The sequence below is a fragment of the Neobacillus sedimentimangrovi genome (assembly GCF_010614825.1).
Lineage (GTDB): Bacteria > Bacillota > Bacilli > Bacillales > Cytobacillaceae > Neobacillus > Neobacillus thermocopriae.
Genome location: NZ_JAAFZF010000016.1, coordinates 45,907 through 58,265 on the forward strand (window position 1 = coordinate 45,907; position 12,359 = coordinate 58,265).

Here is a 12,359-nt window from a genome sequence, read left to right on the forward strand (position 1 = left end):
CTTTTAAATCTATTCCACTTTTATTCTTGAACTTTTAAGCCCATCAAGTATTCTGCTAGAGCTTCTAGTTCTTGATCAGTAAAATCCTTATATTTTCCAGTCATTAGGTTGCCTGGTTTATAACTTTCCGGATCTTTAATCCAATTCTTTAATTCCTCTTTATTATGATCAAGAATCCCCGCTACACGTGAACGCTCACCAAAATTTGTTAAATTCGGTGCAATACGTGCTGTATCAGGCATTTGATTAGAAGGAGTTACAGCATGACAGCCAATACAACTCTCATTAAATAATTCTTGACCTTGTGCCGCTAACTCCGTTTTCGCTTTCTTAGGCTCTTTAACTGCCTGCATATCTTTAACCCATTTATCGAACTCAGCTCGGCTAATTGCTTTTACCTTAAAGTCCATCAATGCATGGGAAGGTCCGCAAAGCTCAGCACATTTCCCATAGAAAAGATTTCCTGCTTCATTTGCTCTATCTTCATCAAATACAAGCCAGAATTTATTAACGTTATCTGTGTTAGTATCCATCTTTCCACCAACTGCTGGAATCCAGAAAGAGTGCTTCACGTCTAATGATTTTAAATTAAAATAAACTTTCTCATTAGTTGGAACCACTAAATCTTGGCTTGTAACAATTTTTTGTTTTGGATATTCAAAATCCCACCAATATAAATGAGAACGGACATTAATAACTAGAGCATCACTGTCTTTCTTATCCATCTCTTTAATATCAGCAAGTTTGAAAGTAGCTGAAACTGTCGGTACAGCTAAAATCAACAATAATAGAATTGGGATAACAGTCCAAATAATTTCTAATTTGTGACTTCCTTCAACTTGTTTTGGAATTTTGTCATCCTTTCTTCTAAAACGGAAAAAGACGATAACAAAAATAATCGTTACCACAAGGATAACTCCAACCATAATGTAAGTACTTAATTTCATCAGATCATATTGCATGTCTGCAACTTCACCGGCAGGCTTTAATGCGGAAACAAATGGTTCACCACTACAACCGGTGAGTACGAGCGCTAACATCGCCATTAGCGAAATTAAACGCCAATTTGCAAGCCTTTTCATGCTTAACCAAACCCCTCTTTCATTTATATTTCTTAGTTTTGCTGGTGATCAAAGACGAATAGATATTTACCTCTTTCCTTTTACTTTCTCGAGAAAGAAGCTTAGGCCAAAACTAAATTATCGTAACGATTACCATCGCTGTAAAAATAATAGTTAAATATTGCAATGAATAAACAAACATTAGCTTTGCCCACTTTATATCATCTTTGATCTTATATCCATAAATCCCTAATCCTAACCAGCCAATATTAAGTATGGTGGCGAGAATTAGAAATGGGATTCCTAACTGATATAGAAAAAATGGAATCGGCAAAAGCGCAGCTACCCAAAGCAGGATACTCCTTTTTGTTGCTTTAAATCCCTTAACAACGGGCAACATTGGAATGCCTGCTGCTTTATATTCATGCACTCTTCTCATGGCGAGGGCATAAAAATGCGGGGGCTGCCAAACGAACATTAAAACGAATAATGCCCACGCAATAATATCTAGGTTTGCATCAACCGCTGCCCAGCCAATTAATGGAGGAACTGCACCAGAAATGCTGCCGATTATTGTATTAGAAACTAATTGCCGCTTGGACCACAATGTATATAGAAAAACATAACTAAAAACTCCAAGCAATCCAATTACTGTTGCAGTTATTGTCGTAAAGAATAAAAACAGTGTTCCCAGTACAATAAGTAAAATACCTGCTCCTAAAACTTTTGCAGGTAATATTTTTCCCGTAACAGTTGGTCTTGTTTTTGTCCTCTCCATCAAGTGATCTATATCACGATCAACATAATTATTAATTGCACAAGACCCAGCTATGATAAGGGAGGAACCTGCTACTGTAAAAAATATAATATGTAAATTACTCAAAAAGCTTTGCCCTGTAAATTGAAGAGCTAGCCATAGTCCCGTAAAAGTTGTAATCAGGTTAGAATTTACAATCCCAATTTTTATAAGGGCCGAAAAATCTTTCCATATAGATGTTTTTCCAGTAACAGAATCCAGGCTTGTCGACCCATTTTCAATGGCAGCCTTAGAATTAGACATCTTTTTTAATCCTCCTAATTTTTTAGGTCAAAAAAATTTATTCAGTCAATGATTTATATAACACTTTCTTTGTATATTAAATCACACTTTGCGGAATTTTTGTGAACTTTTTTTGAATAATTTATGACTAATTTGTGACCATGATGTTGAATTTCCATAATTTTGTTTATGTAAATTACCTGTTATCTTTTTCAGCCCTTGAAATTATTAATATTTACAATATTCCAACTATCTTTCCATGCTTTTCACTATAATAATAGTGGAAATAAAAAATTATTCAAGCCCCTATTTCTTTTAAAAAAATCAGTCTGAAATTCTGTTCTTTTTTGAAAGAATTGGTTATGATGGATACGGTACTTTATACAATCTATTTTTTATTCATTATACTGTCAAGGAAATTTTTTGACAAATTTTTGTACTTTATGTAAGAGGTGAATTTTTTGCGTCGATCTTTAAAGTGGTTGGCAGTTGCTACTACCATAGGAATGATATTTATTCTCCTTGGAGGGGCATTGGTAACAAAAACGGAATCTGGGATGGGATGTGGCAAATCTTGGCCCCTATGTCACGGTGAACTGCTCCCATCAAATATTACACCGGAACTAATAATTGAACTGGCCCATCGAGTTGTCTCTGGTATTGTGGGTATCATGGTGCTCATTCTATCTATTTGGTCATGGAAAGTAATAGGTCACATTAGAGAAACCAAATTCCTCTCTTTCCTATCATTTTTCTTTTTAGTGCTCCAAGGATTGATAGGTGCAGCCGCTGTCGTTTGGGGCCAATCAGATTTTGTTTTGGCATTGCATTTTGGTATTTCTCTTATTTCTTTTGCGGCTGTCTTTTTGTTAACACTATTGATCTTTGAAATTGATAAAAAATTTGAAGCCGATAAAGTGATCATAGATAAGAGAATGGGTTTCCATATTATTGGTGTAACATTCTATAGTTATTTTGTCATTTACACAGGGGCTCTCGTTCGCCATACTAATGCAAGTCTTATTTGCCGAGACTGGCCATTATGTCTTAATGAAGCACCTGCCATTCCAGCCAATCTATATGAATGGGTTCAAATGGGCCACCGTGTTGCAGCTGGTTTGATTTTTATTTGGATAGGGTATATTACCTATATAACGATTCGTAATTATAAAGATCAAAAGGTGTTATATTGGTCTTGGATTATTTCTTTTATCTTAGTTACACTGCAAGTAATAGCAGGAGCATTTATCATCATTAGTCGGTTAAATCTATATATTGCCTTAGCACACGCCTTCTTTATTACTTGCTTGTTTGGGGTCTTAAGCTATTTAATCCTCTTATATTCACGTTCAAGAAAAAAACATATGTAAAAAGGGCTGTCTAAAAAGTCCATTTAAGAGAAAAATGAACCCAAATTAAAAACCCAAGAATGTTGATTTAACAGCATTCTTGGGTTTTGCTTTTATAAAGATTTCGGCTGAAATACCACTTTCCGGACAGCCCCTTTTTTCTATGCTTTTACAAGCTCAATTAATAAATCACCTGTTTGAATTGCTTCACCACTTCTTACATAAATATCCTTTACAACACCGGAAAATGGTGCTTGAACAGTAGTTTCCATTTTCATCGCTTCTGTAATCATTAAATGATCCCCTCGCTCCACCTGTTCGCCTTTTTCAACAATGACCTTGATAACCGTCCCAGGCATCGTAGCTGAAATATGATTTTCATTTTTTGGATCTGCTTTTAGTCTGGATTGAACCGTAGATTTAATGCTTTCATCTTTGACAACAATTTCACGTGGCTGGCCATTTAGTTCAAAGTAAACGATTCTTGTTCCATCTGGTTGTGGCTGTCCGATTGACACCAACTTAACAATAAGAGTTTTCCCTGTTTCGATCTCGACTTCTATTTCCTCGCCTAATCTTAATCCATAGAGGAAGGTAGGTGTATCTAGAACTGAAATATTTCCATACTGTTCCGTTGCTTTTAAATAATCTAAAAATACTTTTGGATATAAGGCATAAGATAGAACTTCAAAAGTAGTAACTTGTCTACCAAGCTCCTCGTACAGCTCTTGTTGTAGTTTTTCAAAATCAATTGGTTCAAGTAACTCTCCTGGCCGAACTTCTAATGGTTTTCTCCCTTTTAATATTACCTTTTGAAGTTCCTCAGGAAATCCTCCATGTGGCTGTCCTAAATACCCTTCAAAAAACTCAACAACGGAATCAGGAAAATCAAGAAATTGTCCCTTTTGGATAACGTCCTCTTCTGAAAGGTCATTTTGAACCATGAATAGAGCCATATCACCGACCACTTTTGAAGAAGGTGTTACTTTAACAATATCACCAAACATATGATTTACTCGGGAATACATTTCTTTTACTTCATCCCATCTGTCCCCTAAACCAACAGCCTTTGCTTGTTGCTGGAGATTACTATATTGGCCCCCTGGCATTTCATGCTGATAAACTTCAGAGTGTGGAGATATCATGCCACTTTCGAAGTCTTGGTAATATTTTCGAACATCCTCCCAATAATGTGACAATTTCTCTAAAGATTCAATATTAATTTCTGGCTGCCTTTTTGTTCCTTCAAGTGCATAGTAAAGCGAATTCGCACTAGGCTGTGAAGTTAAACCTGCCATCGTGCCTAAAGCAGTATCTACAATATCAACTCCAGCGTCAATGGCACGTGCATATGCAAAAATTCCGTTTCCACTTGTATCATGTGTATGCAAATGGATTGGAATATCGACTGTTTCCTTTAACTCAGAAATGAGTCGATATGCTGCTTCCGGCTTTAATAAGCCTGCCATATCTTTTATCCCGAGGATATGAGCTCCTTGCTGCTCCAACTCTTTTGCAAGATTTTTATAGTAGTCAATGTTATACTTTACTCTTGTTGGGTCTAAAATATCTCCTGTATAGCAAATAGCCGCTTCAGCAATTTTTCCTGTTTGTCTAACAGCATCAATCGCCGTTTCCATTCCTTTGACCCAGTTTAAACTATCAAAAATCCGAAAAACATCGATACCTGCTGATGCAGATTGATGTACAAATTCCCGAATAAGATTATCTGGATAATTTTTATACCCTACTGCATTGGCACCACGAATGAGCATTTGAAATAAAACATTTGGAATCTTCGCACGAAGTGTCAACAGACGCTCCCAAGGATCTTCTTTTAAAAAGCGATAAGCGACATCAAATGTGGCTCCTCCCCACATCTCAAAGGAAAATAAATTAGGTAATAATTTAGAAGTTGGCTCAGCAATACGGGCAATATCCGTTGTCCTTAATCGTGTAGCGAGCAGTGATTGATGCGCATCCCTGAAAGTAGTATCTGTTAATAATACCTGTTTTTGATCTTTAACCCATTTTACAAGTCCATCTGCTCCTTGTTGTTCTAAGAGTTGTTTTGTACCAGGCTTCGCTTGAAGATCAAATGGCAAATTTGGAATTCTTGGCTTAGAAAATACTGGTCGCTTCTTTTTTTCAATGCCAGGAAACCCGTTAACAGTAATAGTCCCAATATAATTTAACATCTTTGTTCCTCTGTCCTTACGAACCGGAAAAATAAACAGTTCCGGGGTTGAATCTATGAAGGACGTGTCATATTGGCCATTAAGAAACTTTTCATGCTTTACTACATTTTCTAAAAATGGGATATTTGTTTTTATTCCTCTAATTCTAAATTCCTGTAAATTTCGGACCATTTTGGCGGCAGCTTGTTCAAATGATAAAGCCCATGTAGACAGCTTTACTAAAAGCGAATCATAATATGGTGTAATCACAGCACCTTGAAACCCGTTACCAGCATCAAGACGTACCCCAAATCCCCCACCAGATCGATAGGCCATTATTTTACCGGTGTCAGGCATAAAATTATTAAGCGGATCTTCAGTTGTGACCCTCGATTGAATTGCATATCCATTAAGCATAATATCTTCTTGTTTCGGAATTCCAATAATTGGATCGTGTAATGCATGGCCTTCAGAAACGAGAATTTGAGTTTGGACAATATCAATTCCAGTTACCATTTCTGTAATCGTGTGTTCTACCTGTATCCTCGGATTAACTTCAATAAAATAAAAGTCATTTCCGGAAACAAGGAATTCCACTGTCCCAGCATTTAGGTAGGCCACATTTTTCATGAGTTTTACCGCGGCATGACAAATCCGATTGCGTAATTCATCGGAAAGAGACACACTTGGTGCCACTTCTACTACCTTTTGATGGCGACGCTGTACAGAACAGTCCCGTTCATATAGATGGACGATATTTCCTTTTGCATCACCAATGATCTGTACCTCTATATGTTTAGGTTTTTCGATTAATTTTTCTAGGTAAACCTCATCACTACCAAAGGCTGCTTTTGCCTCTGATTTGGCTCGTTCAAAGGCCTCTTGGACTTCTTGTCGGTCCTTAACAATTCTCATTCCCCTACCGCCGCCTCCAAGTGCAGCTTTAATAATTATTGGATATCCATGGTTTTCAACAAATTCCAACACTTCATCCAAACTTTGGACAGGTCCATCACTGCCAGGGATAACTGGGATCCCAGCAAGTTCTGCCTGATATCTAGCCTTTACTTTATCACCAAACATATCCAAATGATCAGCAGATGGCCCAATGAATATTATTCCTTCTTCTTCACATCGTTTAGCAAAATGAATATTTTCCGATAGAAAACCATAACCAGGATGAATGGCATCTGCACCACTTCTCTTTGCAATGGCTATGATTCCTTCTATATCCAAATAGGCATCTATTGGCTTCTTTCCTTCCCCGACCAAATAGGCTTCATCCGCTTTATAACGATGATAAGATCCGGAGTCTTCTTTTGAATAAATCGCAACAGTCCGAATATTTAGTTCAGTACAAGCCCGAAAAACTCTAATCGCAATTTCTCCCCTGTTTGCAACCAAAACTTTATTTATCTGTCTTGCCACCTAAAAATACACCTCAATTTCTATGTATTATTAAACGTAAAGGGGCCCTTCTAGGGAAGCCCCTCTACGTGTTATTAATATAAAATACTTTCCCATCCCTCTTTATCGTTTTCTTCTCTGAATTCCCCTGCTTTGTCTTATATTTTTTTTCATATCGGACAAACATGGATACATTCACAAGGATACCGGATGCCGCTGCAAGCATAAGTAATGAAGATCCCCCATAACTAATAAACGGCAACGGTACTCCTGTTAATGGAATTACACCCGACACACCTGCTAGATTAATAAATGATTGAATCCCTATCATACTGGAAATACCAATGGCTAGCAGACTACCAAATGGGTCCTTGCATTGGAGGCCTATATAGATCCCCCTTAAAACAATATATGACAGCAGAAGAATAACAAAGCCAACTCCCCAGATCCCTAACTCTTCAGCGATGATCGCCATGATAAAATCTGTGTGAGATTCAGGCAAATAACCTAGTTTTTGAATACTTTTACCTAGGCCTAATCCATTTACACCACCTGAACCAATAGCTATGTATGAGTTGGCCAAATGAAAACCCGTATCCTGCTCATCGGCAAATGGATTTTCCATTGCAGTGAAACGGCTGATTTGTTCTTCAGAAAAAATCTTCCCCCATGAAGCAATCACGATTGGAAGCAACATGACAAGGACTAATAATAGTAATTTTACGATATTTTTTAAGCTCATACCTGAACATATAATTACAGTACCTGCAATCATAACTATAATACTTGCTGTCCCAAAATCTGGCTGCAACGTTATGAGTACAAAAACAATAAATAAATAAACTAATGGGGGTAATACTCCTTTATTAAAATGATTGATATATGATTGTTTTTTGGCATATACCGATGATAGATAAATAATGACCGCAAGCTTCACAAATTCTGCAGGTTGAAATTTAAAGGAACCTAAAACGTACCAGCTTCGTGCCCCTCCGGCTACATTACCAAATAAGAATAACCCAGCTAGAGCTAGTAGGGACACGAGTACGATAGCGACCATTATTTTTTTAAAGTGCATAATCTTATAAGGGATTAATGCCATAAAAACAAAGATTATCAAGAATAAAAGGAGCCAGATTTTTTGTTTTTGATAAAAGAAGTCACTTTCCACACCATACCTTTGGACTGCCGAAGCCATACTCGCGCTGTAAATCATAACTAAGCCAAAGGAGCATAAAAGTAGAATAGTAATGATTAATGAGTAATCATACGATTTTAATATTTTTTTAACCATATAAGCTTTCCTCATTTTCAAATAGGATTTATACCACTCTATTATAATAGAAAATGTTTGCTATGACCTGAGGAAAAGTTCATATGTTACAATATTTTAATAACAAATATTCCGAAAAGTATGTTAAAAAAATATTAATTCAATTTATAACAAAAAACTCAAACAATATCAAGCATTGTTTGAGTTTTCTTGATTATTTTCTTAGAGAAGCATCATGTAAAGCTGATAATTCTCTTTCCAATTTATCTAAAATCGCTTTTCCGTCTTTACTATCAATTAAGCCTAATCGAACAGCAAAGTCTATTTCTCTAGATAAGCCAAACATTTGGGTATCCAATACCTCCTCATAAAGAGGGCATTGAGGCATCGTGAGATTGTCCATTTGCACTTTGATAAGCTTTAAAATTTTTTCAGCGTCAGCCTGCAATAAAGCATAGGCTTTTTCATGGTGATTCATGATCATTTCAGACGCCAACATTGATCCCCCCATTTCAGAGCGATTATTCAACTTATCTATAAATTTTACCGCCAAAGCCCGAAAATTGCAAGAACTATAAGGTTTATTACCAGTATTAGTTTCAGCCATGAAATTTCAACTAAAAAAGGATATACTAATAAAGTTGAGGGGGAATTAACAATGGATAATATTATTCTCATTAGTGGAAATGTCAAATTTCCAATTACACTGGATCCTGGGGTATGGATTTTTGATGATCGACGAATTGATTTAACTACCTATTTTACTTCTGAAAAAGAAATATCCGAAACAACCGAAGATTATACTAAAGCCATTTCAAAGCATTGGGACCGCGAGATAATGGAGGGAGCCATTTTTCCGCCAACACTTAAAACAGAGAAAAAATATGAAAAAGAAAAAGTGTTAACTGGCACATTTGGAATTCCATTCAAGCCTTTTTTAAAAAATGCGGAACCACATGAAAGCGCAGAAATGGTCATCATCCATACCAATGAGGGTGAAGTTGAAGTTCCTATCATGGAGGCCTATGAGTTAATTTTAGGTTTTTCCAATAATGGTAAACCGTTACTTACCGACGGGCCTGTCCATGTATACTTTGGAGATGGATCCAATCAAAAAAATCCAATTAAACATGTTAAAGGCTTTACCATAAAATAAAACGGGCAATTAGCCCGTTTTATTTTATAATAGATCAGCCGCCAAACGTGCCAATCCTGAACGTTCTCCTTTCATAAGTTTAACATGGCCTGAGACGACTTCATTTTTGAATTTTTCCACAACATAAGTCAGTCCATTATTATAGGCATCAAGATAAGGATGATCAATTTGTTCAGGATCCCCCATTAATACAATTTTACTATCCTCACCGACCCGGGTGATAATCGTTTTTACTTCGTGCTTCGTTAAGTTCTGTGCCTCATCGATAATAATAAATTGTTTTGGCAAACTCCGACCGCGAATATACGTTAATGCTTCCACCTCGATTGATCCCATCCCTGCTAGTATGGCATCTAATTCTCCAGGTTTTTTCGTATTAAATAAATATTCCAAATTATCGAAGATAGGTTGCATCCATGGCCTTAGTTTTTCTTGTTTTTCGCCAGGAAGAAAACCTAGATCCTTTCCAACGGGAACAATCGGCCTTGCAACTAAAAGCTTTTTATATTCATGGAAATCCTCTGTCTGCATTAACCCGGCAGCTAAGGCAAGTAATGTTTTACCTGTCCCTGCTTTTCCGATTAAGGTAACAAGAGGGATATCTTTACGTAATAATAACTCAATTGCCATCGTTTGCTGCACATTTCGAGGGTGAATACCCCATACATGTTCTTGATTAAAAGTCATTTTTTTCACTTTTACCTTTGTTTTATCCACTATTCCTATAGCTGAAGCTGAACTTCCCATTACATCCTTCATTATCAAGAATTGATTAGGATAAAATGGGAGTTTCGAAATATCGGAAAGAAATAGTTCTCCCTTCTCATAAAAGCGACTTAACATATCAAGTGGGATATAAACTTCCAAAAACCCTGTATACAGTGAGTCCATCTCTACCACTCGGTCATTTAAAAAATCCTCTGCTTCAAGCCCTATTGCATCTGCTTTTACCCTTACTAAAGCATCTTTACTTACAAGGATTACTCGTTTTCCTTTTTCTTTTGTTTCTTCCTCCAAATGTAAATTTTTTGCTACAGCAAGAATACGGTTATCGTTAGTCTTTTCAACAAAAATATCTTGAAGCTCATGAAACGAACGATGATTTAATTCAATTCTTATTGTTCCGCCATTTTCAAGCGGTATTTTTTCATGCAACTTACCTGAAGCTCTTAAACCATCAATTAAACGAGATACATGTCTGGCATTTCGGCCAATTTCGTCCATATATCTTTTCTTTGAGTCCACTTCTTCGAGAACCACTGCAGGAATGACTACTTCATTATCTTCAAAGGAAAAAATGGAATACGGGTCTTGTAGTAAAACATTTGTATCTAACACGTATATTTTACTCAAAGCGAAACCTCCTGCTTCACGGTGTAGGACTTGTTAAACTTAGTAATCAAACCTTTGCTAGATTGGACTTTGGTAAAATATATGTTTATTGGAATAAAGATAGAAGATATTCCGCACAATAATTGTTAGCAAATAGAGGAATTAACAAATTTATTAGTTTATTTTGAAATTAAGCTTTTAGGAGGGGTTTGCGTGAAAAAAGTCTTATTAGCAAATGTTCTTATTTTGCTTTTAGCTGGTTGTAATATGAATAACAAAAATGATACAGCCAATAACAATGAACAATCATTAGTTAATGTTAAAAACAGCTATATCGAAAGTGTGGATCGTAAAACTGGACAGGAAATATCTAAGCGATTAGTAGATTTGGCAACTAGTGTGCCAGATGTAAACGATGCAACCGCGGTTGTATTAGGACGCTATGCAATTGTCGGAATTGATGTAAATTCAAAAATTGATCGCTCTGAAGTAGGTACAATAAAATATACGGTTGCAGAGAGCCTTAAAAAAGACCCGTATGGTGCCAATGCCATTGTAGTAGCTGACGCTGATACGAACGAGCGCTTAAGAGAAATTCAACAGGATATACAAAACGGAAAACCTGTACAAGGGATTATGGAAGAACTTGCAGATATCGCCGGACGTTTAATGCCGGAAATCCCACAGGATATCATTACACCAACACCTAAAAAAGCAACAGAAGAACCAGACAAAAAATTGAATCGTAATCAGGAAAAGAAACTTGAAAAAGAACAAGAAGACCAGTCAAATCATTATAAATAAAATAGGGATTATTTTAGAATAAATGATCCTAAACTAAGTAGGAGGGGTTATAACCCCTCCTACAACTATTCGTACCTTTGTCTACGAACGTTCGATCAATATAATTAATGCAAGACGCCATGTCCATCCTTCCATGAATAACGGTTCTTTTTTGACGACTGTCACTTCACCATCAAAAAGGCCCCGGGAAATTTAACCTGTTCTTCCTCAAGTTAGGTAATATGTTTTCCCTTTCACCCTACAGAATTACCCATGCAGAGGAATTATCGAGTAGGAGGGGGTGATTAACCCCCGTCCTCTCACACCACCGTACGTACGGTTCCGTATACGGCGGTTCAATCAAGATAAATGACGCAAGAATTCATAACGTTTCTGTAGACTTTTAAGCCCTTGGTTACTCCAATAGGAGTTTCCAAGGGTTCTGTGTAATATGGGACTTTTTGAGATTCGCCAATAACCTTTACGACTGTTCCCCCATTCATAAGCTTTCCATTCAGGAACTCCTAGTTTTATGAGGTTGCGTATCCTGGTCTTTGAGGTCTTCCAGTTTTTCCATAAACACATCCGGAGTCTTCGTCGAATCCAGCCATCCAAATCTTCAAAGATACTCTTTGTGTCTGCTAATACAAAATATCCACACCATTAATCATGACACCAGCTTGTAGATATTTGCGGATTAGCTTCAATAGTGGCTTTTCTTTAATAGTCTTGGCTAATGTACTCATCAGCCTGTCATGATTCACTCGATCGAAGAACTTTTC

The 12,359-nt window shown here is 36.7% G+C and carries 9 protein-coding genes and 1 pseudogene; 3 read left to right on the top strand and 7 right to left on the bottom strand.

Annotated elements, in window-relative coordinates:
• Positions 1-20: 20 nt before the first annotated feature.
• Entirely contained in the window at positions 21-1,082 is a 1,062-nt protein-coding gene (gene coxB, locus GZA11_RS07770) for a cytochrome c oxidase subunit II (RefSeq protein ID WP_163183392.1), read from the bottom strand.
• A gap of 112 nt (positions 1,083-1,194) precedes the next feature.
• A complete protein-coding gene (cyoE, locus tag GZA11_RS07775; protein WP_038540761.1) occupies positions 1,195-2,121 on the bottom strand; it encodes a heme o synthase in 927 nt (308 codons plus the stop codon).
• Between the two features lie 440 nt (positions 2,122-2,561).
• Here cyoE and GZA11_RS07780 point away from each other — a divergent pair, with 440 nt between their 5' ends.
• Complete coding sequence (locus GZA11_RS07780; protein ID WP_163183393.1) at positions 2,562-3,470, top strand: COX15/CtaA family protein; 909 nt, start codon at positions 2,562-2,564, stop codon at positions 3,468-3,470.
• Between the two features lie 140 nt (positions 3,471-3,610).
• Here GZA11_RS07780 and pyc read toward each other — a convergent pair whose 3' ends face one another.
• The 3 genes from pyc to GZA11_RS07795 all read right to left on the bottom strand — a co-directional run bounded on the left by pyc (position 3,611) and on the right by GZA11_RS07795 (position 8,802).
• On the bottom strand, positions 3,611-7,054 hold the full coding sequence (pyc, locus tag GZA11_RS07785; protein ID WP_163183394.1) for a pyruvate carboxylase: 3,444 nt from the start codon (positions 7,052-7,054) through the stop codon (positions 3,611-3,613).
• A gap of 64 nt (positions 7,055-7,118) precedes the next feature.
• Positions 7,119-8,327 (bottom strand): FtsW/RodA/SpoVE family cell cycle protein, encoded by a 1,209-nt coding sequence (locus GZA11_RS07790; protein ID WP_038540746.1) that lies wholly within the window; start codon positions 8,325-8,327, stop codon positions 7,119-7,121.
• A gap of 193 nt (positions 8,328-8,520) precedes the next feature.
• The gene (locus GZA11_RS07795) at positions 8,521-8,802 is read right to left on the bottom strand and encodes a YlaN family protein (protein WP_081905182.1); all 282 of its coding nucleotides are present in this window, start codon (positions 8,800-8,802) and stop codon (positions 8,521-8,523) included.
• Positions 8,803-8,964: 162 nt separating this feature from the next.
• Here GZA11_RS07795 and GZA11_RS07800 point away from each other — a divergent pair, with 162 nt between their 5' ends.
• Positions 8,965-9,462: a hypothetical protein gene (locus GZA11_RS07800; RefSeq protein ID WP_038540739.1), complete on the top strand. Its 498-nt coding sequence runs from the start codon at positions 8,965-8,967 to the stop codon at positions 9,460-9,462.
• Positions 9,463-9,486: 24 nt separating this feature from the next.
• Here the strand turns inward: GZA11_RS07800 and GZA11_RS07805 are convergent, their stop codons facing one another.
• Positions 9,487-10,815 carry a PhoH family protein gene (locus GZA11_RS07805; protein WP_163183395.1) on the bottom strand — a complete coding sequence of 443 codons (1,329 nt, stop codon included), beginning with the start codon at positions 10,813-10,815 and terminating at the stop codon, positions 9,487-9,489.
• 192 nt (positions 10,816-11,007) lie between these two features.
• On the opposite strand from GZA11_RS07805, the gene GZA11_RS07810 reads away from it, so the two are divergent.
• Positions 11,008-11,598 carry a YhcN/YlaJ family sporulation lipoprotein gene (locus GZA11_RS07810; RefSeq protein ID WP_163183396.1) on the top strand — a complete coding sequence of 197 codons (591 nt, stop codon included), beginning with the start codon at positions 11,008-11,010 and terminating at the stop codon, positions 11,596-11,598.
• 339 nt (positions 11,599-11,937) lie between these two features.
• Here the strand turns inward: GZA11_RS07810 and GZA11_RS07815 are convergent.
• Positions 11,938-12,240: pseudogene (locus GZA11_RS07815) on the bottom strand (group II intron maturase-specific domain-containing protein); the annotation flags it as partial.
• Positions 12,241-12,359 lie beyond the last annotated feature (119 nt).

Excerpts from the sequence above, each read along its gene's own strand:
- GZA11_RS07800 (WP_038540739.1), top strand. The coding sequence starts at position 8,965 with ATGGATAATATTATTCTCATTAGTGGAAATGTCAAATTTCCAATTACA.
- coxB (WP_163183392.1), bottom strand. The coding sequence starts at position 1,082 with ATGAAAAGGCTTGCAAATTGGCGTTTAATTTCGCTAATGGCGATGTTA.
- GZA11_RS07790 (WP_038540746.1), bottom strand. The coding sequence starts at position 8,327 with ATGGTTAAAAAAATATTAAAATCGTATGATTACTCATTAATCATTACT.
- cyoE (WP_038540761.1), bottom strand. The coding sequence starts at position 2,121 with ATGTCTAATTCTAAGGCTGCCATTGAAAATGGGTCGACAAGCCTGGAT.